Origin of the sequence: Planococcus ruber (assembly GCF_022819085.1) — a bacterium.
GTDB classification, from domain to species: domain Bacteria; phylum Bacillota; class Bacilli; order Bacillales_A; family Planococcaceae; genus Planococcus; species Planococcus ruber.
The window spans coordinates 177,550-203,007 of the sequence record NZ_JALHAG010000011.1 but is presented as its reverse complement, the minus strand read 5'-3'; the positions used below and the strand labels follow the sequence as shown (position 1 = coordinate 203,007).

26 protein-coding genes are annotated in these 25,458 nt (G+C 47.4%); 17 read left to right on the top strand and 9 right to left on the bottom strand.

What is annotated here, in order from left to right; translation table 11 throughout:
• Positions 1-4: 4 nt before the first annotated feature.
• The 4 genes from MTR82_RS13760 to MTR82_RS13745 all read right to left on the bottom strand — a co-directional run bounded on the left by MTR82_RS13760 (position 5) and on the right by MTR82_RS13745 (position 3,024).
• The gene (locus MTR82_RS13760) at positions 5-760 is read right to left on the bottom strand and encodes a hypothetical protein (RefSeq protein ID WP_246809506.1); all 756 of its coding nucleotides are present in this window, start codon (positions 758-760) and stop codon (positions 5-7) included.
• On the bottom strand, positions 744-1,274 hold the full coding sequence (locus MTR82_RS13755; protein ID WP_052653471.1) for an RNA polymerase sigma factor: 531 nt from the start codon (positions 1,272-1,274) through the stop codon (positions 744-746). Before MTR82_RS13755 ends, MTR82_RS13760 begins: the two co-directional genes overlap by 17 nt.
• 125 nt (positions 1,275-1,399) lie before the next feature.
• A complete protein-coding gene (locus tag MTR82_RS13750) occupies positions 1,400-2,665 on the bottom strand; it encodes an erythromycin esterase family protein (RefSeq protein ID WP_246809505.1) in 1,266 nt (421 codons plus the stop codon).
• Positions 2,666-2,754: 89 nt separating this feature from the next.
• Complete coding sequence (locus MTR82_RS13745; protein WP_052653467.1) at positions 2,755-3,024, bottom strand: GNAT family N-acetyltransferase; 270 nt, start codon at positions 3,022-3,024, stop codon at positions 2,755-2,757.
• 95 nt (positions 3,025-3,119) lie between these two features.
• Between MTR82_RS13745 and MTR82_RS13740 the strand changes: the two genes are divergently transcribed.
• A complete protein-coding gene (locus MTR82_RS13740; protein ID WP_246809504.1) occupies positions 3,120-4,055 on the top strand; it encodes a catalase family peroxidase in 936 nt (311 codons plus the stop codon).
• A gap of 21 nt (positions 4,056-4,076) precedes the next feature.
• Here MTR82_RS13740 and MTR82_RS13735 read toward each other — a convergent pair whose 3' ends face one another.
• The 3 genes from MTR82_RS13735 to MTR82_RS13725 form a co-directional block, all read right to left on the bottom strand.
• Positions 4,077-5,456: a Glu/Leu/Phe/Val family dehydrogenase gene (locus MTR82_RS13735; RefSeq protein WP_052653463.1), complete on the bottom strand. Its 1,380-nt coding sequence runs from the start codon at positions 5,454-5,456 to the stop codon at positions 4,077-4,079.
• A 132-nt stretch (positions 5,457-5,588) separates the two neighbouring features.
• Positions 5,589-7,079, bottom strand: coding sequence for a glycine betaine uptake BCCT transporter (locus MTR82_RS13730; RefSeq protein WP_246809503.1), 1,491 nt, complete (start codon positions 7,077-7,079; stop codon positions 5,589-5,591).
• A gap of 96 nt (positions 7,080-7,175) precedes the next feature.
• The gene (locus MTR82_RS13725; protein ID WP_052653459.1) at positions 7,176-7,733 is read right to left on the bottom strand and encodes an SLOG family protein; all 558 of its coding nucleotides are present in this window, start codon (positions 7,731-7,733) and stop codon (positions 7,176-7,178) included.
• A gap of 190 nt (positions 7,734-7,923) precedes the next feature.
• Here MTR82_RS13725 and MTR82_RS13720 point away from each other — a divergent pair, with 190 nt between their 5' ends.
• From MTR82_RS13720 to MTR82_RS13670, 11 genes are all read left to right on the top strand, one after another.
• Positions 7,924-8,697 carry an SDR family oxidoreductase gene (locus tag MTR82_RS13720; RefSeq protein WP_246809502.1) on the top strand — a complete coding sequence of 258 codons (774 nt, stop codon included), beginning with the start codon at positions 7,924-7,926 and terminating at the stop codon, positions 8,695-8,697.
• 27 nt (positions 8,698-8,724) lie between these two features.
• The gene (locus MTR82_RS13715; protein WP_246809501.1) at positions 8,725-9,285 is read left to right on the top strand and encodes a TetR/AcrR family transcriptional regulator; all 561 of its coding nucleotides are present in this window, start codon (positions 8,725-8,727) and stop codon (positions 9,283-9,285) included.
• 17 nt (positions 9,286-9,302) lie between these two features.
• On the top strand, positions 9,303-10,190 hold the full coding sequence (locus MTR82_RS13710) for a 3-hydroxyacyl-CoA dehydrogenase family protein (RefSeq protein ID WP_246809500.1): 888 nt from the start codon (positions 9,303-9,305) through the stop codon (positions 10,188-10,190).
• Positions 10,187-10,966: an enoyl-CoA hydratase gene (locus MTR82_RS13705; protein WP_246809499.1), complete on the top strand. Its 780-nt coding sequence runs from the start codon at positions 10,187-10,189 to the stop codon at positions 10,964-10,966. Before MTR82_RS13710 ends, MTR82_RS13705 begins: the two co-directional genes overlap by 4 nt.
• A 14-nt stretch (positions 10,967-10,980) precedes the next feature.
• Positions 10,981-11,388, top strand: a complete 408-nt coding sequence (locus MTR82_RS13700; RefSeq protein ID WP_052653452.1) for an acyl-CoA thioesterase — start codon at positions 10,981-10,983, stop codon at positions 11,386-11,388.
• Entirely contained in the window at positions 11,388-12,455 is a 1,068-nt protein-coding gene (locus tag MTR82_RS13695) for a phosphotransferase family protein (RefSeq protein WP_246809498.1), read from the top strand. Before MTR82_RS13700 ends, MTR82_RS13695 begins: the two co-directional genes overlap by 1 nt.
• A gap of 13 nt (positions 12,456-12,468) precedes the next feature.
• On the top strand, positions 12,469-14,229 hold the full coding sequence (locus MTR82_RS13690) for an acyl-CoA dehydrogenase family protein (protein ID WP_246809497.1): 1,761 nt from the start codon (positions 12,469-12,471) through the stop codon (positions 14,227-14,229).
• 24 nt (positions 14,230-14,253) lie between these two features.
• Positions 14,254-15,228: a quinone oxidoreductase family protein gene (locus MTR82_RS13685; protein WP_246809496.1), complete on the top strand. Its 975-nt coding sequence runs from the start codon at positions 14,254-14,256 to the stop codon at positions 15,226-15,228.
• Positions 15,229-15,246: 18 nt separating this feature from the next.
• Positions 15,247-16,188 (top strand): MBL fold metallo-hydrolase, encoded by a 942-nt coding sequence (locus tag MTR82_RS13680; RefSeq protein ID WP_246809495.1) that lies wholly within the window; start codon positions 15,247-15,249, stop codon positions 16,186-16,188.
• 77 nt (positions 16,189-16,265) lie between these two features.
• Positions 16,266-17,252, top strand: a complete 987-nt coding sequence (locus MTR82_RS13675; protein WP_246809494.1) for a zinc-binding dehydrogenase — start codon at positions 16,266-16,268, stop codon at positions 17,250-17,252.
• Positions 17,253-17,319: 67 nt separating this feature from the next.
• A complete protein-coding gene (locus tag MTR82_RS13670; RefSeq protein ID WP_052653442.1) occupies positions 17,320-17,628 on the top strand; it encodes a DUF4870 domain-containing protein in 309 nt (102 codons plus the stop codon).
• Between the two features lie 281 nt (positions 17,629-17,909).
• On the opposite strand, the gene MTR82_RS13665 is transcribed toward MTR82_RS13670, so the two are convergent.
• On the bottom strand, positions 17,910-18,350 hold the full coding sequence (locus MTR82_RS13665; protein WP_246809493.1) for a YtoQ family protein: 441 nt from the start codon (positions 18,348-18,350) through the stop codon (positions 17,910-17,912).
• A 54-nt stretch (positions 18,351-18,404) separates the two neighbouring features.
• Positions 18,405-18,626 (bottom strand): hypothetical protein, encoded by a 222-nt coding sequence (locus tag MTR82_RS13660; RefSeq protein WP_052653439.1) that lies wholly within the window; start codon positions 18,624-18,626, stop codon positions 18,405-18,407.
• Positions 18,627-18,754: 128 nt separating this feature from the next.
• Between MTR82_RS13660 and MTR82_RS13655 the strand changes: the two genes are divergently transcribed.
• The 5 genes from MTR82_RS13655 to MTR82_RS13635 all read left to right on the top strand — a co-directional run bounded on the left by MTR82_RS13655 (position 18,755) and on the right by MTR82_RS13635 (position 25,354).
• On the top strand, positions 18,755-19,918 hold the full coding sequence (locus MTR82_RS13655) for an exonuclease SbcCD subunit D (protein ID WP_246809492.1): 1,164 nt from the start codon (positions 18,755-18,757) through the stop codon (positions 19,916-19,918).
• On the top strand, positions 19,919-23,011 hold the full coding sequence (locus tag MTR82_RS13650) for an AAA family ATPase (RefSeq protein WP_246809491.1): 3,093 nt from the start codon (positions 19,919-19,921) through the stop codon (positions 23,009-23,011).
• A gap of 96 nt (positions 23,012-23,107) precedes the next feature.
• The gene (locus MTR82_RS13645) at positions 23,108-23,761 is read left to right on the top strand and encodes a hypothetical protein (protein WP_246809490.1); all 654 of its coding nucleotides are present in this window, start codon (positions 23,108-23,110) and stop codon (positions 23,759-23,761) included.
• A gap of 12 nt (positions 23,762-23,773) precedes the next feature.
• Positions 23,774-23,986, top strand: coding sequence for a hypothetical protein (locus MTR82_RS13640; RefSeq protein WP_246809489.1), 213 nt, complete (start codon positions 23,774-23,776; stop codon positions 23,984-23,986).
• A 99-nt stretch (positions 23,987-24,085) separates the two neighbouring features.
• A complete protein-coding gene (locus MTR82_RS13635; RefSeq protein WP_246809488.1) occupies positions 24,086-25,354 on the top strand; it encodes an acetyl-CoA hydrolase/transferase family protein in 1,269 nt (422 codons plus the stop codon).
• Positions 25,355-25,458 lie beyond the last annotated feature (104 nt).

Here is a 25,458-nt window from a genome sequence, read left to right as displayed (position 1 = left end):
TTTCTCAATCCACGATGTGGAACTCCTGCAGCATGGCATAAAAACGGGCCCCATGCCCTTCAGCCGCTTCTAAGAAATAGCGCTCGGTAATTACGAAACTGCCTTCTTGTCCATTGCTGATGACATAAGCGTGGACCACTTCGTCATCCCACTCCATTCCGCCATTTTTAATGCCATGCAATTGATAGCCTTCTACAGGTTCGGTGACTTTTTCGATTGGGCGAAGGTCTGGAAATTCCTGTTTTAGTTCTTCTTCGTACTGGCTGGCGAGTGCATCAGGAGCCGTGCCGGGGATTTGTTCGATGGTCATGGAAACTTCAGGGTATTGCTCCGGCAACTCCTCTTTGGTAGTGATCACATCGGGCTTATCGCCTTCGCCTCGGATCATTTTATAGCGATCTTCATCGATGTAGATGACGTATTCCGCATCTTTTCCTTCATTCAACTGGACATTCGTTTCTTCTTCCATTCCTTCAATGCTTTGGACGACTTCTTTTTCGGGCACAAACATTTCCTTGATCCGGTCAATCAACGCCATGCCGGTTTCGGTTTGGAAACTGAAAGCAATCAAAATACCGGCTGCGGCTGCAATGAACAGCGGAATGATTTTCTTCTTCATTTTTTTCACCTTCTTGTCTGCCGGTTTTGGTTCTGCAAAAAGTTCATCCTCTAATCGGCTCCAAATTTCGGGTTCCATTTGATTGGCGGCTGAAGTTTGATCCATCAGCGCTTTTTTCACTTGTTCATCTATGTTTTTCATTCAGGTACGCCTCCTGTTCGGTCATTTCCAAAAGCTGCCGCAAGTTTTGCCGTCCTTTGTAAAGGCGGGATTTGACGGTGTTTTGGTTTAACTCCAGAATGTCCGAAATCTCTTTTTCACTGAAGCCTTTAATATATTTCAAAATTAACGGAATGCGGTATAAATCCTCCAAATTTTGAATGGCTTCAATCAAATCTGCAGCATTTCCGTCAGAAGATGTGGAAAGCCGTTCATCATTTTCTAAATTCGGCTGCGGGTAGGATCTCATATTCCCTTCTTTCTTTAGCAGCCGGTTGCATTCGTTCACTAATATCCGGTAAAGCCAGGGTTCAAAAGGCAAATTGGCGTCGTATGAAGAAAAATTGCGGTAAACGCGTATAAATGTTTCTTGGACAGCATCTTTGGCTAACTCGGGATTTCGCGTAATCACCATGGCGCTGCGGATGGCGAAATTCGCATGTTCTTTATAAAGTTCCTGAAAGCTGTGTTTGTCCAACGATTTCTTGTGATTCATCGCTCGAAACCACTCCTTTCCATCCGTTCTAAATACTCTTATATGTATTACCTTCGAAAAGGGGGAAAAGTTTTCTTTTTATGCAAATTTTCATCAAAAAAAGACAGACGGGGAGTCTGCCTTTTCTACTGAACGGTATTTTCAACTTGTATAGGGGTGAGGGCTTTCGTTTTTTCCAAATAAATAAAAGCATCATAGCGTTTCGACAGCCGGGTGGGAACATAATTTCCGCGCGATTCAAATTCTGGATGGTAAACGACGCCAATCGCACGATGTCCGGCCCATTGGTCAAAGGCTTTCCGGTTCTGTTCATTAAAAACGACGTACTTGCTGCCGGGTCCGGTTCGGTGAAAAATCTCTTCCCATGAATGGAGCCGGGCCGGCGGGACCTCCATGATGCGGTGAGGGGTCCCCCAGGCTTCTGAAGCTACAACAGTTCCTTCATACGTTCCAAAGCCAAGGGCGAAGACATCTTCCGGCCGGTTCTGTTCGCGAAGCACTTGTCCTACATTGATCATGCCATCGTTTTTCATATCCGTCGCACGGGCATCTCCGATATGGGTATTGTGTTCCCAGATAATGATTTTAGCGTCACGGCCGTGATAGTCCTGGATTTCATTGATGGCCTCTACCATATGTTCGTCGCGGATATTCCAAGAAACTTCTCCGCTTTGGACCATGGCCCGGTAATAATCTTCCGCATTTTTGGCGACCAAAGCGTTGATCTTCAAATTTAAATCATTTTCCCAATCATCTTTATAAAGTTCTTCATTCGAGCGGATGGAAGAAAGGAGCTTCGAGACTTCCTCGATACAGACAGTCGAAAAGCTTGCATAAGAAATCGCATAATTTTCGGGCTCCCGATTAAAGGGCTCAAAACAGGAAAAGGCTTTTTTGGCTAACTCCAAGTCGCCGCCGGAAGGATTGGTATGGGTCAAATAATGGATGACTTCTTCCATCGACTCCCACAGGCTGTAAATGTCGATGCCGTAAAATCCTGTTTTCCGGCCATTTTGGTTATTGTATTCCTTCAGCCAGCCAATAAAGTCGGCCATCTCTTCATTGGCCCACATCCAGGTCGGCCATCGGGTAAACGATTTGACGATTTCATGCGCACTTTTTCCATTTTCGTCAAACCCTTTGATGAAGCGGTTGACCTGTTGGGCAGAAGGCCAATCACCTTCAACTGCAACCAAGGTAAACCCTTTTTCTTGGATCAACTTCTTCGAAAGCTCGGCGCGCACAGTGTAGAAGTCGGAAGTGCCGTGGCTTGCTTCACCGAGCATAACGATTTTAGCGTCTCCAACCGCTTCAACAATCGTCGACAAATCCTTGGCTGAGTGGAAAGGCTCGGCAAATCTTACTACTGCTTGTTCGAGAGAGGTGTCCATGATGCCATCTCCTTTTAAACGCTTTTCTTTTACTGTTCCCGGGTTCTTTCGGACAAAACAAAAACATCCGCCTGCGCGGATGTTTCGGATTATTTTGCCACGACATCCTGGAAATCAGGCGTTTTTTCGATAACGCCATGAGCAAATGGGCATTGGGGGTCGATTTTCTTTCCTTCTTGCCGCGCATACTGCACCACCTGTTCAACAAGCTGTTTGCCGACTCCTTGCCCTTCAAGTTTTGGCGACACTTCAGTATGGTCAACCGTCAACACATCGCCATCTGGAATATAGGAGATGTATCCTAATTCCTCTGCATCTTTCATGACAGTAAAGCGGTTGTTTTCATGTTTGAAATCCATGTACAAATCCCTCCTTAGATTCTCTGATCTTTTTGTATTCCCGTTATTTTTAAAATTAAGCATATTCGGGTATAGCGGTGAAAAGGGGTGAGTACATGGAAAAATCAGAACTGGCCGAAGTGGCCGTTAACCGGATTGAACGCGTATTCGGCGAATATCCGCTTTATCGCCGTGCGCATGCACGAGGCGTCATATACAAAGCGAAATTTACAGCGAACGGCAATGCCGAAGGGCTGACTATTGCGCCGCATCTTCAAAGAGGGGAGACCGAGGCATTTGTCCGCTTTTCTCACAGTTCGCCGAATCCCGAATGGACGGATGTCATGTCGCCGGTCAAAGGGATGGCGGTCCAGTTCAAGCTGCCGAATGGTAAAGCGACCAATATCGTCGGCGTCAATGCACCGATATTTTTTGCGCGGACTCCTGCAGCTTTCACAGAAATGCTTGGAGTGGTTAACTCATTTAAAGACGGAAAGCCCCCTTTGCGGGAACTGGCTGAACTGCTGATCCGATATCCGGAGAGCCGGGCGGCGATCAAGATTCTTAAAAAGATGCATGCACCCGTTAGTTTTGCGACAGGCATCTACTATTCAATGCACGCCTTTTATTTTCTGGACCAAGAAGGCAAGCGGACGCCGATCAAATATGAATGGATGCCAGATGCCGGGATAGAGACTTTAGATGCCAAAGACCTGGCAGAAATCCCCGCAGGCTATTATGAACAGGAGATCGAGGAACGCGTAAAGGCAGGGACGGCTAATTTCAAGTTGGCCATCGTCCTCGGGGAAGCGGATGATCCGACAGACGATCCGACTGTCGAATGGCCGCGGGAACGCCGGCGAATACTAGTGGGGCGCCTGAAGATTGAAGGAATAGCGGAACAAGCAGATGGCATGAAGTTCGATCCGACAGAGATGCCTGAGGGGATTCTTTGTTCCGAAGATCCGATTTTGCACTTTCGGAAAGATGCCTACTCCATTTCCCATGCACGCCGGATTGCAGAGAAAAATAAAGCCGCTGACGCCGATTGACGGCTGCAGCGGCTTTATTTTTTAATAGAGTTTTCCTTGGCGATAAAGGACAGTGGAAAGCTTTTTAACTGAATGGATGTAGCAATTTTGCCGAAGCGGAAACGGATCGCCGAAGAATTGCGGATAAATGGCATCCATCGTTTCTTTCATTTTTTCAAGCAGGAGGCGATGAACTTCCGCTTCTGTGTAAAATTGCGTTTCACGGCCCTGCAGCCATTCAAAATAGGAAACGATGACACCGCCGGCATTGGCGAGAATATCCGGGATGATGATGACACCCTTGTTGCTCAAGTATTCGTCCGCTTCCTGAGTTGTCGGTGCGTTTGCTCCTTCGATAATAATTTTTGCTTTAATTTCTTTCATATTGTCTTTGTGGATCTGGTTTTCCAGAGCGGCGAGCAGCAAGACATCGACTGGCAGCGTCAGCAGTTCTTCGCGTCCCCTGATTTCTGCGGCGACATTTGCTTGGTCGAGTTCTGCCGGTGTAGCCGGCAAATCGCCGCGGTTGCTTGCGGTGAAGTGGATCAACGCGGGTATGTCCAGGCCATCTTCATTGTAAAGGGTGACATTCCGGTCGCTGACCGCCACAATCCGGTTGCTGATTTCAGTGCTTTTATAGGCTTCAAGCGCTGCTACGGACCCAACATTTCCGAATCCTTGGACCGCCATGGTGAGTGGGCGGTTCGCATGGGCGAGTGCGGTCGCAGCAAACGCATTATCTGAGCTGGCAAGCATTTGCTCGTTGGCTTTTACATACTCATTCATTAAATAGCGGAAAGTGAAGTAGACCCCTTTTCCGGTTGCTTCCCGTCGCCCCAGCGACCCGCCGTTAGCTACGCTTTTTCCGGTGAAGCTGCCAAGATAGGCCTGGCCGTAATGGACTTTTTTGAACTCGGCCATCATCCAGTCCATTTCGCGTTCGCCTGAACCGACATCCGGAGCAGGAATGTCTTTATCCGGACCGATTTCATCTGAAAAATAACGGACGTATTTCCGGCAAATCAGATTTAATTCTTTTTCGGAATATTCCCGTGGATTGATGACAATCCCGCCTTTGCCGCCTCCGAAAGGAACGTTATGCAAAGCATTTTTTAAGGTCATCAGAAAAGCCAGGTTGATGACTTCTTCTTCATTGACGCTTTCGTGGAAACGGATCCCGCCTTTGTAAGGTCCGAGTGCATCGTTATGATGGACGCGAAACGCCGGAATTCGCACTACACTTCCGTTGTCTAATGGAATGCGCAAGAACGATTTATGGATTTTATTCGGTGTGGAAAGAATGGCGCTCAAAGAAGTGAATGCTTGCGTTCTCATTTGTCCTTGAAGCTCAGGCAGGAACTGGTCGCTTTCCAGCAATGCGTTCAATGAACCTTGGACGATCGTGCGTGTCTGTTCTTCCATATGAAAAACACCTCCATTAAATTGGGCCAGCTTGAACTCTCATCAAATAAAACGAAATCTTCCTTCCATCTATACCCGCAACTTGCTTGGACTATGCAAAAAGCGCCTTCCGCAAAAGGAAGGCGCTTTTCGCTATTTCTTTGGTTTCGCTAATTTGACTTCGGCATCCAATGCCTTGAACAAGGCAATCACCATGAGGATCATGACGACGGAGAAGGGCAGGGCTGCAGCAATGATGGTGTTTTGTACAGCTGTCAGTCCGCCGACAGATAGCAGAATGGCCGCAACAAGCGATTGGGCAATGCCCCACAACACTTTGATCTGGTTGCTCGGAAGCAAAGAGCCGTTTGTCGACTGCATGCCAAGCACGAAAGTCGCTGAATCCGCTGAAGTGATGAAAAACGTGCTCACCAGCAAAATGGCGAAGAGGGACATGATAAAGCCCAGCGGCATTTCACTGAACATGGCAAACAGTGTTTGTTCGGTCGGGAAGCCGGTCAAATCAATTCCGCTTTTCTGCGTATTGATGGCTGTCGATCCAAAAGCCGCAAACCAGAAAGAACCGAAAAGTGTAGGCACCAAGACGACGCCAATTAGAAATTCCCGGATCGTCCGCCCTTTTGAAACACGGGCAATGAACATGCTGACAAAAGGCGCCCAGGAAATCCACCAAGCCCAATAAAAGATAGTCCAATCATTCAGCCATGAGCGGTTTTCCGCATCGAGTGGAGCCGACTGGAAACTTAGGCTAATCAGGTTTTGAAGATAATGGCCGAATGTCTCGGTGAATAAATTCAAAATAAGCAAGGTCGGTCCAAGCACAAGAACAAGGATCAAAAGAATAACAGCCAGCACCATGTTGGTATTGGACAGATACTTAATTCCTTTGTTCAGTCCGGACCAGGCCGAGATGACGAACAGGATGGTGACAATGGCAATAATCAGCAGCTGGAACCAAGGCTCGTCCGGCGCACCGAAGAGATACGTTAAACCGCCATTAATTTGAACAGCGCCAAAGCCGAGGGAAGTCGCCACGCCGAAAACAGTGGCAAAAACGGCAAGAACATCAACTAAGGTTCCAAGCGGACCTTCCATTTTCTTGCCGAAAATCGGCTTCAGTGTTGATGAAATTAACGCAGGTTCGCCTTTGCGGAATTGAAAGAATGCAAGCGATAAGGCAATTAACCCGTACATGGCCCAGACATGGATGCCCCAATGATAATAGGTGCGTTCCAAGCCTTCTTTGAAAGCGGCATCTGTCCCGGCTTCTGCAGTGGCTGGCTGGATGGCAAAGTGGCTTAGCGGTTCAGAGGCGCCGTAGAAAACAAGGCCAATGCCCATTCCGGCAGAAAACAGCATGGAAATCCAGGAAAGGGTAGAAAATTCAGGACGGTCGCTGTCTTTGCCCAACCGGATTTTTCCGTATGGACTGACCACAATGACAAATACAAGAATGAGCAGCAGGGCCATCAGCGTAAGATAATACCAACCAAAATTGGTGCCGATAAATGCCCGGATGTTGCCGGTCACTTTTTCAAAAATTTCAGGTGCGAATACACCGAATAAGACAGTCAAAATGACTAATGCAAATGTGATATAAAATACTCTTGAAGCTTTCTTCATAGGTTCTCCTTTAATCTTTTGTTTGGCATAGTTATTAAGGGTATCGAAGTTCCTTCTTTCCGTCAACCTCGTACCCGGATGTTCAAGTATTCAAACTTACTCCCAATCGTTCATTTGTTCTTCTTCAGCAACGACTCGCAAGTCATCCGCTGTGATGGTGAAAACCTGATAATCATTTTTTTCAGCGTAGCTTTCGGCTTCTTTTTTGGTGAACTTCGGTGAGCCCTCCATTTCTTCGTCGTAAACAATCAGCATGCCATCCGAGTTGCGGAGAAAGAATTTATTTTTTTCGATGAACTGCCAAGGCGCCTCGTAAGGGCGATTTGTCAAACTGCGATGAAAGTCAGCCATTTCAAGAATCATCTCGTACTTTTCCTGTTTTGCTTCGTTCCACCTTTTTTCCTGATCAAGAAAGGGGGTAAGGACTGCGTATTTCAATTCGGGAAATTCATCCTTTAACTCCAACACCACTTCCGCAGCCCAAGTTTCCACTCCAAGCTGTCCGCTGACGATGACCCATTCCAATCCTTCATCCAGGAATTCGCGCAACCGGTTTTCCAGTGCTTTTTTAATAAACCGGACCCCAGGATTTTTGTCATCGAATATCCCAAGCTCATGCTGTTTATAACCTGTAATGACGAGCCGCTTCAACATGGGAAACCTCCTCTCGTTTTAACTTCTATTCTTCCATTTTATCGTATTAGCTGTTCAGCGGGCGAGCGGCAGCGTTTTTCAGCCGCAACAAACCGATTTAGCATCTTGCTTTATAGAAATGAAAACGTTACCATAAATTTAAGTATTCTGAACATACTAACTAGTTAGTATAAAACGAGGGGGAAATGGAATGAATGTTATGGATCTTTTTAAATTGGATGGGAAAACGGCAATCGTCACGGGTGGAGGAAGAGGATTAGGGGCGCAAATCGCTGAAGGGTTTGCGGAAGCGGGCGCCAACGTGGTGGTGTGTTCACGGAAAGTTGAAGCTTGTGAAGAAATCAGCGAGAAGTTAAAAGCGAAAGGCGTTCGGTCGCTGGCATTGGCATGTGACGTGACGAAACCGGAAGATGTTCAAAAGGTGGTCCAAAAAACGCTGGAAGAATTCGGTTCCGTTGATATTTTGGTCAACAATTCTGGGGCTACTTGGGGAGCGCCTGTACTTGAGATGCCGCTGGATGCTTGGGAGAAAGTCATGAACGTTAACGTAACGGGAACCTTTTTGATGAGCCGGGAAGTCGGCGAAACGATGATCAAACAAGGCAGCGGAAAAATCATCAACATCGCATCTGTTGCCGGACTTGGCGGAATCGATCCAAGATTGATGGATACAATTGGCTACAACACCAGCAAAGGCGCAGTGATCACATTCACGAAAGATTTGGCAGCGAAGTGGGGCCAATTCAATATTAACGTCAATGCGTTGGCGCCAGGATTCTTCCCGACCAAAATGTCGAAGGTCTTAATTGAGCAGGGAGGAGACCGGCTGCTTGACCAGACACCGTTAAACCGTTTTGGGACAGAAGAAGATCTGAAAGGTGCAGCATTATTCTTAGCCTCAAAAGCATCCGATTACATTACAGGCGATGTGGTTGTCGTTGATGGAGGCATGCATGTGCTGTAAGTGCATCAAAGATTGCGAGGAAACGGCATGAAAGAAAAAATCATTAAAGAAAGCATTTTGCTGTTTGAAAAAAAGGGGTTCAGTGAAACCTCCATTCAAGATATTGTAGAGGCCATTGGCGCGACAAAAGGAACATTCTACTATTATTTCACCAGTAAAGAGCAACTGCTGATGGAAATCCATTTGGGCTATATCGACGACTTGCTGGAACGCCAAGCGGCCATTTATAAAACAGAGGCCAACAATCAACAGAAGCTTCGGCAAATGCTGGAACTGCTAATAGCAGATATTAAGGACCATGGTCCAAGCGGCAGAGTGTTTTTCAGGGAAATGCGCCATTTAGCAGAAGAGAACGCAGGAGCAGTAAAGGCAAAACGCGAAGAATTTCGGGTCAATATCGAAAACTTACTGATTCAAGGAATGGAAGAAGGTGAATTCAGAAAGGATATCAAGCCGGATATGATCGCTTTTGCGGTACTAGGCGTTACCAATTGGAGCTATCAATGGTTTAACCCGGCAGGAAAAGTATCTGCCGAAAGTTTGGCTGAAATCTACAGCGATTTAATTTTGAACGGAATTGCCGGATAAGCAAAGGGGATGGATAAGTGGAAAATCTTACGATCAATAAAATATGCGTGGTTGGCGCTGGGCAAATGGGACACCAAATTGCGATGCTGTGTGCTTTGGGCGGATATCAAACGGCCCTTCAGGATGTAAAAGATGAAGCGTTGTCGAAAGCGAAGAGCAGCTTGGAAATGTTGATGGGGCAATGGGTGCGAAAAGGAAAGATAACGGAGCAGCAAAAAGCAGAAGCTTTTGGCCGATTATCGTTTACTGCCGATTTGGAAAAAGCGGCAAGTGATGCGGATTACATCATTGAAGCGGCAGTTGAAAAACTGGAAGTAAAGCGCGAAATCTTTAAGCAATTGGATGCGATTGCGCCGAAGCATGCCATTCTTGCTTCCAATAGTTCGACGATTGTCAATTCGTTAATCGCAGAAGCAACAGCGCGCCCGGAAAAAGTGTGCAATATGCATTTCTTTTTCCCGCCTCTTGTCATGGATTGTGTCGAGGTCGTGATGAGCGAAAAAACTTCAGAAGAAACGGCGCAAACTGCGATGGAAGTTTGTAAAAAAATCGGGCGGACAGGCGTCTTGCTGCGAAAAGAAATTTCCGGATTTGTAGCAAACCGGATCTTAGGGGCATTGCAAAAAGAAGCGATGCATTTATATGAAGCAGGCATTGCCGACTTTAAAGAAATTGATCTCGTCATCAAGAAAGCCTTGCGCCATCCAATCGGACCTTTCGAGTTGATGGATTTGTCGGGGCTTGACGTGGCTTATTACGTCATGCAGCAGCAATATGCGGAAAGCGGCAACCCGGAAGATAAGCCGCCTGCATTTATTGAAGAAAAAGTGAAGGCTGGAGAGCTTGGCAGAAAAACAGGCAAAGGATTTTACGATTACGGGGAAAAGGGAGTCGAAACGCCATGACGACAGTGCTGCAAGTAGAAAAAACAGACGGCTATGCGGTGGTCACCATCAATAACCCACCGATGAACGTCATCAGCAACCAAGTATTTAAAGAACTGGATGAAGCATTTGCAAATCTCGGCGAAGATGAAGGGGTGAACGCGGTCATTTTAACTGGCCAAGGCGAGAAAGTGTTTGCAGCCGGAGCCGACATCAAGGAGTTTCCGCTGCTGATCGGACAAACGGGCATACAAGAAACTTTCCTCGAGACGCATGCAATTTTGCACCGGATCGACCAGTTTGAAAAGCCGGTGATCGCGATGTTGAACGGGCTTACGCTCGGCGGCGGCTGTGAATTGGTGCTATGCTGCGACATTCGGATTGCAGAAGAGCATGTGCAGATCGGCTTGCCGGAAATCACGTTAGGCCTGTTTCCAGGCGGCGGGGGGACGCAGCGTCTGCCGCGCCTGATCGGCGAAGCGAGAGCAAAAGAAATGATGTTCACAGGCGAATCGGTGACAGCAGAAAAAGCCGAGCGGATCGGCTTGGTCAATCGCGTTGTTCCTAGTGGAGAAGGGATGGAAGCGGCGAGAAAGATGGCGAAGCGGTTGGGGCGGTCTTCTTTGCCGGCTTTAACGTTTATTAAGCGAGCAGTCGATAAAGGATTGGAACTTCCGCTAGAAGACGGCACGGATCTGGAAGCGGCGTATTTTGAAAAAGTCTTCCAAACCGAAGATGCCAAAGAAGGCGTCCAGGCATTTATCGAAAAAAGAAAACCGGCATTTCAAAACAAATAGGGAGATGGGAAACTGTGGCGCATGAGTTGGCGGTAAAAGTGCGGTTTAGTGAAACGGATGCACTTGGACATATCAGCAATATCAGCTATTTTATCTATTTGGAAGAAGCCCGCATCGAATTTTTCAAAGCGCTGGGCTTTGATATGGCCATTGAGAAATGGAAAGTGATTTTGGCCTCTGCCAAATGCGATTTTATCAATCAGGGCTTTTTTAACCAGCAGCTGAAAGTGATTTCGGCCGTCAGTAAAATCGGCAATTCCAGTTTTTCAATCGTTCATCGGATTGAGGATGCAGCGACCGGCCAACTGATAGCAAAAGGAGACGCAAGCGCAGTCCATTTTAATTTTGAAACCCAGAAAAGCGAAAGCTTGCCGGATGAAATCCGCAGCTTGCTCGAGAAACACCTGGAGGAGGACGCGTGATGGCGAAACTTGAAAATGGCGTGATTCCTGTTAGGCCCGGTGAAGAGCTGAACCGGGTGAAACTTTTGGATTTTCTTCGTCTGCATATCGACGGGCTGCCGGAAGGGGAGCTGGAAATCCGGCAATTCGGCGCCGGGCACTCCAATTTGACGTACGACCTGTCAATCGGGAATTGGGAAGCGGTGCTCCGCAGGCCGCCGCTTGGCCCGGTAGCGCCGAAAGCCCATGATATGGAACGGGAATTCCGCATTCTTTCTTCTTTAAATGAAGTGTTTCCTGCAGCTCCAAAGCCATACGTTTTTTCGGATGATGAAGCGATAGTCGGCAGCCCTTTTTTTATCATGGAGAGGCGGCATGGCCAAGTGATCGATACAGAATTGCCAAAAGGAACCGAGCCATCTGAAGAACTGGGCGAAAAAATTTCAGAGCTGATGGTCGATACACTTGTAGACTTGCATGCTGTTGACTACACAAAAACGGCTTTAGCCGAACTGGCTAAACCCGATGGCTTCATGGATCGGCAAGTTTCAGGATGGATTGAACGGTATGAACGGTCAAAAACGGATGACATCCCGGAAGTGTCGGCACTTGCGGAATGGATGCAAACGCACATCCCGCAATCTCCTGCTCCAACCGTCATCCACTATGATTTCAAGCTGAATAATGCGATGTTTTCAGATGATTTTACAAAAATCACCGGATTATTTGATTGGGAAATGGCAACAGTCGGCGACCCGCTTGCTGATTTGGGAGCGGCGATGGGCTACTGGATTGAACAAGACGATCCCGAATTATTGAAAAAAGGGTTTGGCAAAGCTCCGGTAACGGTGCTTCCAGGTTTCTATACACGCCAGGAATTTATCCGGCGCTATGCAGAAAAAAGCGGCCGGGACGTTTCAGCGATGCATTTCTATTTGACGTTTGCTTATTTCAAGCTGGCCGTCATTTGCCAGCAGATTTATTACCGATATCGCAACGGGCAGACAAAAGATCCTCGGTTTGCCCATTTTGGAGACTTTGTAAAGAGCCTCATCCAACATGCACTGGCCACTGCTAAAAATAGCTAAAGGAGTGATTTCAATGGATAAGCATACAATCACTTACCGCGGAGCAAGTTTCCTGTATCAGCCTGCTGAAGCGGAAACGATTTTTACGCCGGAGGATTTTACAGAAGAACATAAGATGATTGCGAAAACCGCCAAGCGATTCCTGGAAAGCAAAGTTCGGCCTTTAAATGAAAAAATTGAAAGCCAGGATTTTGGAGTAGTCAAAACGCTGCTTGATCAAGCTGGAGAACTTGGTTTACTGGCGCACAGCATTCCCGAAAAATACGACGGGCTCGGTTTGGATAAAATCAGCAAAGGTTTGGTCGGAGAAGTGCTGGGGTCAGCTGGAAGCTACGGGGTGGCGCATTCCAATCATACGTGCATCGCGACGCTGCCGATCACTTATTTCGGAAACGAGGAGCAGAAGCAAAAGTATTTGCCGAAACTCGCTTCTGGGGAATACATCGGTGCCTACTGCCTGACGGAACCGAATGCGGGATCGGATGCGCTAGCGGCTCAGACGGTGGCTAAGTTAAATGACGCCGGCAGCCATTATGTATTGAACGGCACGAAAATGTTCATTACCAATGCCGCTTTCTCGGATACGTTCATCGTTTATGCAAAAGTGGACGGCCAGTATTTCACGGCGTTTATCGTCGAAAAGAATTTCCCGGGATTGTCGCTTGGGGCAGAAGAGCAGAAAATGGGGATTAAAGGATCATCCACACGTGCGGTGATTTTCGAAGATTGCGAAGTTCCTATTGAAAATTTATTGGGCGAAGTAGGGAAAGGGCACGTTATCGCCCTGAATGTATTGAATTTGGGGCGCTATAATTTAGGGTCTGCCACCATGGGTGCTGCGAAATACGGTTTGGAACTGGCTTTGAACTATACGAAAGAACGCCGGCAATTTGGCAAGACGATTGCAGAATTTACGGCAACTCAAGAAAAAATTGCCGATATGGCGATACGAATTTATGCATCCGAATCGCTGCAATATCGGACAGCTGGGTATTTGGAAGAAGCTTTAGGCGGTTTATATGACTCAGCAGATACGGGGCTGACAGCGAAACGCTTGATGGAGTATGCCACTGAATGCGCAATTTGCAAAGTCTACGGGTCAGAAACGTTGGATTATGTGGCAGATGAAGCGCTTCAGCTGCATGGCGGCTATGGATTTATCAAAGAATATAAGATTGAACAGATGTACCGGGATTCGCGTATTAACCGGATATTCGAAGGAACCAATGAAATCAACCGGCTAATGATTCCTGGGAATTTGCTGAAAGCATACGGCAAAGGGCAAGTCGATTTAGAAGAATTGATTAAGCAGGCGGCCGCAGAAATTCGAGCGCCTAAAGTGGGATCCATTGGTGTTATTTCCCGGGAAATCGAAGCCGTACAGGCGATGCGTAGAGTGTTTTTGCTATGTACGGGACTTGCCTTTAAAAATTATGGCCCACGTATGAGTGAAGAGCAGGAAGTGCTGATGAAATTGGCGGATATCGGCTTGCATTTATACGCAGCAGAATCTGCTGTTTTGCGGACAGCAAAAGCTGTCGCGAAAGACGGTGAAGAAAAGCACGCATTAAAAGTGGATTTGACCAAAGCGTTGATTGATGACTCGCTCCTTGAAGTGGAAATGGCGGCGCGCAAAATGGTGCAAGCGACGGTTTCCGAAAAGACAGCCCATGATTATGTCTTGATGGTCACAGGGGAACTTAGCCGTCTGCAGCGTTCATGCGGCATGCAGACAAAGCGCAGCATTGCAGAAAGCGTGCTGGAAGCAGAATAGTATATTTCATAAGGGGGAAGTTTCTTGAGACAAATCAAGTTTGAACAATACGGCGGACCGGAAGTGCTTAAATGGGTGGAAACGGAAAAACCGGAGCCGGCAGCCAATGAAGTCTTAATAGAAATGAAAGCAATCGGCGTCAATTATGCAGATACAGCACGCCGCGAAGGGAAATATGTGGTGCCGACTAAGCTTCCATATGTTCCGGGGTCAGAAGTGGCGGGCGTGATTGCTGCAGTCGGCGAAGAAGTGCAGCGTTTTAAAGAAGGAATGCGCGTCGTGGCGTTGATCGAATCAAATGGGTATGCGGAATATGTTGCGGTCGACGAACGGATTTTAACGCCTGTCCCGGACGATGTCGATTTTGAGCAGGCGGTGGCGCTGCCATTGCAAGGGCTTAGTGCATATCATATCTTAAAAACGATGGGCCGCTTGGAAGCGGGGGAAACCGTATTAGTCCACGCTGCGGCAGGTGGAGTAGGCGCCATCGCCGTCCAGCTCGCTAAACTTTTTGGAGCAGGGAAAATTATTGCCACAGCCAGTACTGAGGAAAAGTTGGCCCATGCAGAAAAAATGGGCGCAACGGATCTGGTGAACTATTCTGAAGAGGGCTGGGTTGAAAAAATCAAGGAAATTACCGGCGGAAAAGGCGTTGATGTCGCTTTGGAAATGGTCGGAGGCGAGGTGTTCAACCAAACCGTGAAATGCCTGGCGCCTTTTGGACGGCTGGTTATTTTCGGTGCGGCGAGCGGCGAACAAGCGAGCTTCCATCCAGGACAGTTGATGAAGCGAAATCAATCAGTTATCGGCTTTTTCCTGCCGCAAATTATGAGGAAGCCTGAACTTTATCAACGGAGTTTCAAAGAATTGCTGGAATATATGGAGAACGGCCAATTGGAATTGACGATTGGGGGGACCTATCCGCTGGAAAAAGCGGCAGAAGTGCATAAATTGCTGCAAGGAAGGCAGACGATCGGAAAATTGGTGTTGAAGCCTTAGCAACAGAGGAGAGATTGGATGCTTGAGAAATTAGGGGTCGAATCAATTCGGCTGAATCTTCCGTTCAGATTAAATCATGTCAATTGCTTTATGGCAGAATCAGAAAATGGCTGGACGATCATCGATGCCGGATTAAACAATAGCGAAACGAGAGGGTTTTGGGATGAACGAATCGGCGATAGACGGATCGAGACGATTCTCATCACCCATTATCATCCGGATCATTTCGGCTATGCCGGCGGGCTTCAAGCGAAAACCGGCGCACAGCTGCGGATGTCGGAGATTGATGCTGAATTGGGAAATGTTTCTTGGAAACCTGAATTTATGGATACGATGCCGAACCATTACAGCGCTTCTGGAGTGCCGCGGGAAACGGCGGAGAAGATGATGCAGAACACAGCGGACTTCCAGCCGCTGGTCAAACCTTTGCCAAAGGTCAACCGCTTTTTGGCTGAAGGCGAACAGGTTCAGATTGGGCGGTATAAATACGACGTGATCCATACGCCGGGACATTCGGATGGCATGGTCTGCTTTTATAATAAAGAAGCAAATGTATTATTTTCTGCAGACCACATCTTGCCGAAAATCACACCGAATATTTCCTATTGGTTCCACGGACACGAAAATCCGTTGGCCTTGTATTTAGCCTCTTTGGATAAAATAAAGGAACTGAACGCGGATTTTGTCATCCCTTCCCACGGACGCCCTTTTTACGGAGCGAATGCGCGAATAGAAGAATTGGTGAAGCATCATCAAGAGCGGTTGGATGAAACAAAAGAGATGACCAAGACACCTTCTACGGTTTATCAAATATGCGAACGCCTCTTTAAGCGTCCATTAACGGTCCACGAAATGCGTTTTGCCGTAGGCGAAACGCTGGCGCATCTGGAATTTCTGCGGCATAGCGGTGAGTGCATAAGGGAGAAGGAACAAGGCGCATGGTTTTATGAACAAACGTGATAAACTACTATCAGAATGAGATAAGGTCATGGGGGACTATGGCTTTTTTTATTTACCGATGGGAAAGGGTGAAACAAGTGAAAGCATTTGTCATTGAATCCGGAGAACTCAGACTAAAAGAAATGGAAGAACCGAAAGCAAAACGCGGCGAAGTGGTGGTAGCGCTTTGCACCGCTGGGTTGAACCGGCGTGATTTAGGGTTGCCTAAAAGATGGGGGAATAAACCGGAGGCGCTCATTATCGGTTCGGACGGAGCGGGCGTCATTGAATCCGTAGGGGAAGGCGTAAAAGACTTTAAAGTTGGAGATGAGGTCATCATCAATCCGGCACTCCGTTGGTATGACAATAGCGTAGCACCGCCAAAGGGCTTTGACATTCTTGGAATGCCGGATCATGGGACTTTTGCCGAAAAGATCGCTTTATCTGCAGAGCAAGTCGAGAAAAAACCTGCCCATTTGAGCTGGGAAGAAGCCGGCTCGTTAGCATTGGCAGGACTGACTGGATTTCGGGCGCTCTTTACGAAAGGGGGAACGTTAGCGGGCGATACGTTATTCATTCCGGGCGCTGGAGGCGGAGTCGCAACTTACTTGATCCAATACGCCAAGAATATAGGAGCACGCGTGATCGTGACTTCCCAGAGTGAAGAAAAGAGAAAGCGTGCGCTGGAACTTGGAGCGGATAGAGCAATTGACTCCAATAGCGATTGGGAAAAGGAACTGGCAGATGAAACGATCGACTTGGTCATTGACAGTGTCGGGCGTGCAACGTTCAATCGTTCGCTGGAGGTGCTAAAGCCGGGCGGACGCATCGTCATTTTCGGTGCAACGACAGAAGACAATGTGGATTTCAATTTGCGCAAATTTTTCTACGGCCAATACCAATTGTTTGGCTCGACCATGGGCAGCCGGGAAGAATTGCGGAACTTACTTTTGCATATCGAAAAATTTGATATGCACCCGATTGTGGACCGCGTTTTTGAGCTGGAAGAAGCCCAACAAGCATTCGATTATCTCGCAGAAGGCAAGCAATTCGGCAAAGTGGTCTTGAAAATAAATTCTTATTGATTTTTGAAACCATTCATCTCTTGGGCCGTATAATAAAGTAATAGAAAAAAGACTGGAGATGAAATGTATGCAAAACACAGGGATGAAAATTCTTGTTCACGCGAGCGCGTTTTTCGCACCGTTTTTAGTGCCGTTTATCGTGTTCCTTGTATCGAATGATGAAGAAGTGAAAAAACTGTCCATTCAGGCGTTGCTGTTCCAACTGGTGATGGGCGTCTTGTTGTTCGTTTCAAGCTTGCTGGTGATCGTGCTGATCGGTATTCCAATGCTAATTGTACTCGGCATCGTTACTTTGATCGTACCGATTTTGGGCATTATCCGCGCATTGAACAACGAAAAGTTCGATTACCCGATCGTCGGTGCATGGTATCAATAAAAAAGTCCCTTTGGGGCTTTTTTTTATTGAGCTGAAATGGAATTTCAGGTGAGCTTTTTCAGGTTGCGCGCGTTCGTGGAGAAATGCGCTCGCTCAGTGAAAAATGCGCGCGTTCATGGAGAAATGCGCGCGTTCAGAAAAAAATACGCGCGTTCAACGAAAAATGCGCGCGTTCAGATGAAAATACGCGCGTTCACCGAATTTCCACGCCGCCCGACCACATCCAGCCCTAGCATCAGCCAAAACAAAAAACCTATCCTACGTGCGGATAGGTTTTTTGCTTATTCAACAATATAAGCCAATGCTTTGATTGCCTGGTCGACGGTTTCGACCGTGGCATTCGCTTTTTGCGACAATTCTTTCAGTGGATGATGGAGCTTTTCCGGACGAATCAAAATGACGGGTTTGCCGGAAGCGAGAGCTGAACTCGCATCCATGGCGGTATTCCATTGTTTGTATTGTTCGCCGAAGAGCGCGATGACCAGATCCGCTTTCTGCATCAAGACGCCCGTCCGTAAATTGTTGAAACTGGATGCGGCTGCGTCCTTGAATACGGCATTCGGCTGTTCGCCTAAAATTTCTTCGCCGATATTGTCGGATCGGTCGTGGTTTTCCATCGGGCCGACAAAATCGATCGGCAAATCTAGGGCAAGGGATTTCTTTTTGATTTCTTCGCGCCACGTGTTGTGGATTTCTCCAGCAAGGTAAACGGTTAATCTCATCTTCGATTCCTCCCAAAATAGACATTTGTTCCAGTCTATCATAGTTGGAGCCGCTCAGATGATCAGGCGTTCTTTTTGCGTTACCGGAATCAATGAAAGCACATTCTCCATTTTGAACGTGCGTTTCTTATGCCGGAGAAAGCAATAGGCTTGGAAGGATTCGCCGCTGACTTTTAAAATCTTGACGCGCCGTTTGCTGATTGTGCCATCATTCGCCATGTACATCATATCCACAAGCTGCTGATGCTTAAACGCTTTAAGTATCTGTGCTTTCATCGTTTTCACTCCTTTAATCGAACATTTGTTCTTATTATATCCCATAAGTTTAAGGGAAACAAGCAATGTGTTTTCGTGTATAATAGAACGAACATATATTCTTTTATTTGAAGGAAGGGGCTCATTTTATGAAGTTTTTCCATACCGCCGACTGGCATTTAGGGAAGCTTGTGCAAGGCGTTTCCATGACCGAAGACCAGCGCCATGTGCTTGATCAATTTATCGCGGCAATAGAAGAGGAACGGCCGGATGCCGTTATTATTGCAGGGGATTTGTATGACCGCGCGGTTCCGCCGACAGATGCCGTCAATCTCTTGGACGAAGTGCTGGCGAAAATTGTTTTGGAGTTGAAGACGCCGGTTTTTGCTGTCGCTGGAAACCATGACAGTCCGGGACGCCTGAATTTTGGCAGCCGGTTGATGAAGACGAATGGCATTCACATTGTCGGGCAGATGAATGCGGAGATAGCGCCTGTCGTTTTGCAGGATGCATTCGGGCCGGTGCATATTCATTTGATCCCGTATGCCGATCCGTCCCAAGTTCGCTATGCCCATGATAATCCGGAAATCCGTTCGCATAACGATGCGATGAAGGCCATTACGGAAAAAATCCGCAGCACCATGGATTCAAGTGCTCGCCATATTGCAGTCGGCCATGCATTCATTACGCCTCATGGAGAGCCGGAGGAAAATACGAGCGATTCAGAGCGCCCGTTATCCATTGGCGGAGCTGAACACGTGGCAGCCGAGCATTTTCACCCGTTCCACTATACAGCGCTCGGCCATTTGCACCAAGCCCATTATGTCTTGAATGAAACCGTGCGCTATGCAGGGTCTCCTATGAAATATTCCATTTCAGAAGAGCATCACCAAAAAGGGTTTTTGGTTGTGGAGATGGATGCAGTTGGCGCCGTTTTCGTTGAAAAAAGGCTGCTCGAACCGAAAAGAGACCTTCGGACAGTAGAAGGCTTTATGGAAGACCTACTTATTCACGAAATCAATGAAGATTATGTCTTTGTGAAATTGCTTGATGAGACGCCGATTTTATACCCAATGGAAAAAATCCGTTCCGTCTATCCGAATGCGATGCATGTAGAGCGCAAACATTTCGGGCAAGTTTCAAAACAAAGCGATTCGGGTTCGCGCCGGGAAATGGACCCCCTGGTTTTATTCAATGCATTCTACGAGGAAGTGAAAGGCGAACGGGCGTCAGAAGAAACAGAAGCGATTTTCAAAGACGTGCTGCAGGAATTTCTGCGCGAAGAAACTAATGAGAAAGAGGGGGTGAAGTAAATGCGTCCCTTGAAATTAAAACTGACTGCGTTCGGTCCATATAAACATACCGAGACCATTGATTTTGCCGATTTGAAAGGCAATCAATTATTCGTCATTTCCGGAAGCACAGGATCCGGGAAGACGACTATCTTTGACGGCATTTGTTTTGCGCTTTACGGTGCTGCAAGCGGTTCGGACCGTGCCGAGACGCGGAATCTGCGGAGTGATTTTGCAGAAGACGGGACCCATACCTGCGTTGAAATGGAATTTGAGATACATAGGAAAGTCTACCGGATTCTCCGGCAGATGGGCCATGTGAAAAAAGGCAATAAAAGCGCGACAGGAGAAAAATATGAGTTTTTCGAAGTGACGGAAAAAGGCGAAGTGCCTTGCGTGGAGCGGCAAATCGTCTCGGAAATCAACCGCCGCGTAGAAGAAATCATCGGCTTGTCGCAAAACCAATTTAGCCAGATTGTGATGCTGCCGCAAGGTGAATTCCGGAAGCTCCTCACTTCCGAAACAGACAATAAAGAAGAAATCCTCCGGAAAATCTTCAAAACGGAACCGTATAAAATGATCAGCGAACGCTTGAAGCATCGAAAAGATGCTGCGGCTAAAGCTTACCAATACGAAGAGCACGCGCTTGCAAGCTTGATCAACGGAATTGCATCCGTCCTGCCGCAACGGGATTCTGAGCTATTTGAACTGCTGGAACGCGAACATTTCAATGTCAATCAAGTACTGAATGCGCTTCGCCAGGAAGCTGTCTATTATGGAGAGAAAGCAGCAAAAGATGAACAAGCATATTTGGCCGCTTACGGGCTGCATGACGGCAAATTAGCGGAATTCCATGAAGCGAAGAAATGGAACGACCGCTTGCAGGAGCTCGAAGAAAAAACCAAGCGCTTGGAAGCGATGAAAGAGCAGTTGCCGCAAATCGCTGATCAAGAACGGCGGCTGCAGCAGGCGGAACGTGCCGCTTTGATTGAAGGAAGCGAAAACCTGTTCAAGGAATTGCAGGCTAATGAAACGACGAAAAGACAGGCATTTGAAAGAGCGGTCGACGATGAAGCGCGGGCAAGCACACAACTTGGAAATGCAGAACATGCTTTTTCCATCGAGCAAGGAAAAGAAAAAGAGCGGGAAGACATCAGCCAAGAGCTGCATCAGCTAGAGAATGTCCTTCCGTCCGTTCGCGAAATCGATGGCAAAAAACGGGAATTGAAAGCAATGGAAGCATCCGTTGCGTTGGCACAACAAAACCTCTCGGAAGCGGCTTCGAAGTTCCAATTGGAAAAAGAAGCGCATCAACAGCTTGGCGAGGCCGCTGCAGCTTTGGAGCAGAAACTCGAGCCTTTTGATGCGAAGAACAGCGAATGGAATTCGTTGAAGGAGCAAAGCCGCATTCTCAAGGAATGGCTTGCGGCAGAAAATGACTGGCAGGCCCAGCAGCAGACCCATCGATTAAAAGAGCAGCGGTTCACCGAATTGAACGCCTCCTATCAAGCGTTAGAGAACGGTTGGTTAGCCAATCAAGCACAAATTTTAGCGGCTTCTTTGCATGATGGGGAAGCTTGCCCGGTGTGCGGAAGCACCGAACATCCGCAGAAATCTTCAGCAGCCCATCACTCGGCAGTTACGAAAGAAGAGCTGGAAGCGGCAAAAGCGGAATTCAGCCAAGCAGACGGAGAATACCGAAATGCGGCCGCCAAATTGAATGCCTTGGAAGAACAATTAACTTTGAAAAAGGGCATTGCAGCCCAGTTTGGAGAACTGGCGGAAGATGCAGCTTCTGCATATGAGGGAGCGGAGAAAGAAAGAAGAGCATTGGAGCTGGAAGTAGCAGCCTTGTCCGCCGATAAAAAGCAGCTTCGTTTCCTGAAAGAACAACTGAATCTCCAAACAGAAAAAGTGGAAGCTTTAGAAGCCGGCAAAAATGCAGCTGCAGAAAAAGCGCAGCAATTGGCTGCATCTTTCCAGACAGCCGCTGCTGTGTTTGAACAAAGCCTATTGGCGATTCCGGAAGGCCTGCAGCATTTAGAGATTCTGGAAAAGAAAATACGCACCGTGAAATCCTTGAAAACCGAACTGGCGGAGGCCTGGAAAAAAGTGCAGCAGCAGTTGCAGGAAGCGAAAGAACGGCAGGCAACGGCTGTGATCACTGCCAAGCACACGAAAGAAGCGGCAGAAGAAATTCGATTGAAAAAAGAAAAAGCCGAACAGCAATTTAAAGAAGCGCTGCAGAAATCGGATTTCGAATCAGCGGAAGCGTACCAGCAAGCGAAATTATCTGACCAGCAGCAAACGGCGTTAAAGAATGAAATTCAGGAATTCAAGCAAAGCCATTATACATTGCGCGAGCAAGTGAAGGAATTGCAGGAAGCACTCGACGGAAAAGCGAAAGCGGATTTGCCAGGAATGGAAGCGGAACTCGCCCACTTGAAGCAAGCCTATGAAGACTCCTTGGCCACGTGGAACCGTGCGAAAGAATGCCGGCTCCAGATCAGTCAGCTGTCGGACAACATTTCCAAAGCTTCTAGGCAAGCCGCTGAAATGGAAAAGCAGATGAACCGGGTCGCTGATTTGTATGATATGGTCCGTGGACAGAATCAGCTGAAGATTTCATTTGAACGCTATTTGCAGATTGAATACTTGGAACAGATTATCCATTCAGCGAATGAACGACTGAAGAACCTATCCAATGGCCAGTTTTACTTGATCCGGAGCGACCGCCAAGAAGCAAGAGGCAAACAGAGCGGCCTCGGGTTGGACGTTTATGATGCCTATACGGGGCAAACACGCGACGTGAAAACTTTATCCGGCGGCGAAAAATTCAATGCTTCGCTTTGCCTGGCGCTCGGCATGGCAGATGTTATCCAAAGTTTCCAAGGCAATGTCGCCATCGATACGATGTTCATCGATGAAGGTTTCGGTTCGCTGGATGACGAGTCATTGAACAAATCGATCGACACGCTGATCGATTTGCAGAAGTCAGGCCGAATGATCGGCGTCATTTCACACGTCCAGGAACTAAAAGCGGCGATCCCTGCTATTCTGGAAGTGAAGAAATCGAAAGAAGGATTCAGCCAAACGAAGTTCGTCCTGAAATAAAACAGCATAGAGGAGGGGCCAAAAGCATCCATTGTTTAAAGGCCTTCCGTTTAGTGAATGGTAAAGTAACACCCACTTTTCGGAAGGAAGGTGCATATGGATACCCTTCTCTATTTTTTATTTACAGCTGCTTATATGGGGCTTGTGATAGGGGGACTCCGGCGGCAGCGTTCGTGGAATTTCATGTCATTCATCTATCTCGTCCTGCTTGGGCTAATCTATGACAATGGCATGATCGCCCTTGGAAAATTCATCGGCGAAGGCCCGCTTCTTGAAAACTTGAGCTTGCTGCGTTTTTGGAGCCATGCTTTCTTGACGCCTGCTTTAGTGTTGTTTTCTTATGGTGCCTTGCATGAAGCTGGAGTAGAATGGAGCAGAAAGAGGATTGTCGGCATCGCAGCGATTTTCTATACTGCCGCTTTGATTATTGCTGAACTGCTGCTGGAAACGATAGGCATGGAGCTCATGATTGAAAAAGAATACGGCGTTTTGCGCTATGTGTCTGCCGATCCGGCATCCGGCCCGCCTATTATGGTATTGCTGGTTTCTGTCGTGCTTCTTGCAGCAGGAGCGATTCTTTGGAAAAGGCGTGGATGGAAATGGATGCTGGTGGGAGCGGTAGTGATGACGATCGGCAGCGCAGTTCCCATCCCAGTAGAGAGCTCAGCAGCAACCAATGCATTTGAACTTTTCTTGTTGGCGGCATTAGTCTCGACGAAAGTGCATTTGGAACGACGACACGATACATGAAGGAGCATCGCTATGAAAAATTTCACGGTTAAAACACGGATTATCTATTTTGCGGTTATCGCGCTTATCAGCATCGCTTTCTTTGTTCTGCAAATATATGCGAACTCAAGCGGAGATTATGGAATGGGTTCCATTATCGTTTTAATCCTTTGGGCATTGCTCGCCCTCTTTGGAATTGCAGGGCTTATTTTCACACTTTCAAAACGGGACCGTCATCAAAAATGACGGTCTTTTTTTGAATAGAATGGCTATTTTGCTTTTATGGAGCGCCAAAGGAAATGTGATAAAATTTAGACATCCAGACAGTCGGGAGTGAACCAATAAATGACTAGAAAATTGAGTGCACAAGAAGTGGTTGGCTTAATCGATCAAGGGGCAGATATCATCATTCCGATCGCAAACGGCGAACCGATCCAATTGCTTGATATATTGGAAGAACACGCAGACCAGCTGCAAGGCGTGAAAATCCATCAAATGCTGGCCCTTCGCAACCGCCCTTACATTGAAGGCGCGTACGAAGGGCTCAAGCACGTTTCTTATTTTTTGAGCGGCGCTACACGGAAGGTCTATCAACAGGCAAAAATGGAGCTTGTGCCGAATAACTTCCATGAAGTCCCGCGCATGCTGCAAAAAGTGACCAAGATGTCGATGATGATGACAGTCGTGTCGCCAATGGACGAGCACGGGTTTTTCACAATGGGCACGCAAGCCGACTATGTTTCTGAATTTGTTGGAAAAGTTCCGTTCATTGTCGAAGTGAATGACCAGATGCCGAGAACTTATGGGCGCAACCAAATCCATATTAGCCAAATTGCGGGGTATGTGGAACATAACGCGCCATTGACTGAAGAAAAAGCGTCGCCGATTGGAGATAAAGATCTTTTGATCGCTTCTTCCGTTATTGAAGACATCGAAGACGGCGATACGCTGCAGATTGGCATCGGTTCTGTTCCGAATGCCGTCATCAGCATGCTGAAAGACCACCGCCATCTGGGCATCCATACCGAAATGCTGCCAGACGGCATTGTGGATTTGGTAGAAGCGGGAGCCGTAGACGGCACCCGCAAATTCACAAATCCCGGAAAAATCGTCGCGACTTTTGCATACGGTTCTAAGAAACTGTATGATTTCATCGACGACAACCCGGTTGTCGAATTCTTGCCGGTAAGCATTGTCAACGATCCGCGGGAAATTGCCTTGGAAAAGAACATCGTTTCCATCAATGCTACAACGGAAGTCGACTTGTTTGGCCAATGTGCATCTGAAACCGTTGGCGGCAAATACTATTCTTCAAGCGGCGGCCAAATCGACTTTGCCCGCGGTGTCCGTTTTGCCGAGAACGGCAAAGGCTATATTTGCATGACGTCGACCGCGAAGAACGATGAGATTTCCCGCATTAACCTTCAATTGACTCCGGGATCGATCGTCACTACAGGCAAAAATGATGTAGATAACATCGTGACGGAATACGGGATGGCCCGCTTGCACGGCGTCTCCATTTCAGAACGGGCGAAGCGCCTCATTTCAATTGCGCATCCGAAATTCCGTGATGAACTGATGTTTGACGCAAAAAAACAAGGGATCATTATTTAATAATAGCGTGTTGAACAAAGCCTTTCCTGCACTTCTGCGAGGAAAGGCTTTGTTTTGTTCTCTATACAAAAGCACAGAATTCATATATACTTACCTAAGTAAGT

Coding starts and splice junctions, on each gene's coding strand:
- MTR82_RS13750 (WP_246809505.1), bottom strand. CDS start 2,665: ATGGACACCTCTCTCGAACAAGCAGTAGTAAGATTTGCCGAGCCTTTC.
- MTR82_RS13690 (WP_246809497.1), top strand. CDS start 12,469: ATGGATAAGCATACAATCACTTACCGCGGAGCAAGTTTCCTGTATCAG.
- MTR82_RS13665 (WP_246809493.1), bottom strand. CDS start 18,350: ATGAGATTAACCGTTTACCTTGCTGGAGAAATCCACAACACGTGGCGC.
- MTR82_RS13695 (WP_246809498.1), top strand. CDS start 11,388: ATGGCGAAACTTGAAAATGGCGTGATTCCTGTTAGGCCCGGTGAAGAG.
- MTR82_RS13680 (WP_246809495.1), top strand. CDS start 15,247: ATGCTTGAGAAATTAGGGGTCGAATCAATTCGGCTGAATCTTCCGTTC.
- MTR82_RS13725 (WP_052653459.1), bottom strand. CDS start 7,733: ATGTTGAAGCGGCTCGTCATTACAGGTTATAAACAGCATGAGCTTGGG.
- MTR82_RS13640 (WP_246809489.1), top strand. CDS start 23,774: ATGAAAAATTTCACGGTTAAAACACGGATTATCTATTTTGCGGTTATC.
- MTR82_RS13670 (WP_052653442.1), top strand. CDS start 17,320: ATGCAAAACACAGGGATGAAAATTCTTGTTCACGCGAGCGCGTTTTTC.
- MTR82_RS13705 (WP_246809499.1), top strand. CDS start 10,187: ATGACGACAGTGCTGCAAGTAGAAAAAACAGACGGCTATGCGGTGGTC.
- MTR82_RS13645 (WP_246809490.1), top strand. CDS start 23,108: ATGGATACCCTTCTCTATTTTTTATTTACAGCTGCTTATATGGGGCTT.
- MTR82_RS13735 (WP_052653463.1), bottom strand. CDS start 5,456: ATGGAAGAACAGACACGCACGATCGTCCAAGGTTCATTGAACGCATTG.
- MTR82_RS13650 (WP_246809491.1), top strand. CDS start 19,919: ATGCGTCCCTTGAAATTAAAACTGACTGCGTTCGGTCCATATAAACAT.
- MTR82_RS13730 (WP_246809503.1), bottom strand. CDS start 7,079: ATGAAGAAAGCTTCAAGAGTATTTTATATCACATTTGCATTAGTCATT.
- MTR82_RS13715 (WP_246809501.1), top strand. CDS start 8,725: ATGAAAGAAAAAATCATTAAAGAAAGCATTTTGCTGTTTGAAAAAAAG.
- MTR82_RS13655 (WP_246809492.1), top strand. CDS start 18,755: ATGAAGTTTTTCCATACCGCCGACTGGCATTTAGGGAAGCTTGTGCAA.
- MTR82_RS13720 (WP_246809502.1), top strand. CDS start 7,924: ATGAATGTTATGGATCTTTTTAAATTGGATGGGAAAACGGCAATCGTC.
- MTR82_RS13740 (WP_246809504.1), top strand. CDS start 3,120: ATGGAAAAATCAGAACTGGCCGAAGTGGCCGTTAACCGGATTGAACGC.
- MTR82_RS13760 (WP_246809506.1), bottom strand. CDS start 760: ATGAAAAACATAGATGAACAAGTGAAAAAAGCGCTGATGGATCAAACT.
- MTR82_RS13660 (WP_052653439.1), bottom strand. CDS start 18,626: ATGAAAGCACAGATACTTAAAGCGTTTAAGCATCAGCAGCTTGTGGAT.
- MTR82_RS13745 (WP_052653467.1), bottom strand. CDS start 3,024: ATGGATTTCAAACATGAAAACAACCGCTTTACTGTCATGAAAGATGCA.
- MTR82_RS13755 (WP_052653471.1), bottom strand. CDS start 1,274: ATGAATCACAAGAAATCGTTGGACAAACACAGCTTTCAGGAACTTTAT.
- MTR82_RS13635 (WP_246809488.1), top strand. CDS start 24,086: ATGACTAGAAAATTGAGTGCACAAGAAGTGGTTGGCTTAATCGATCAA.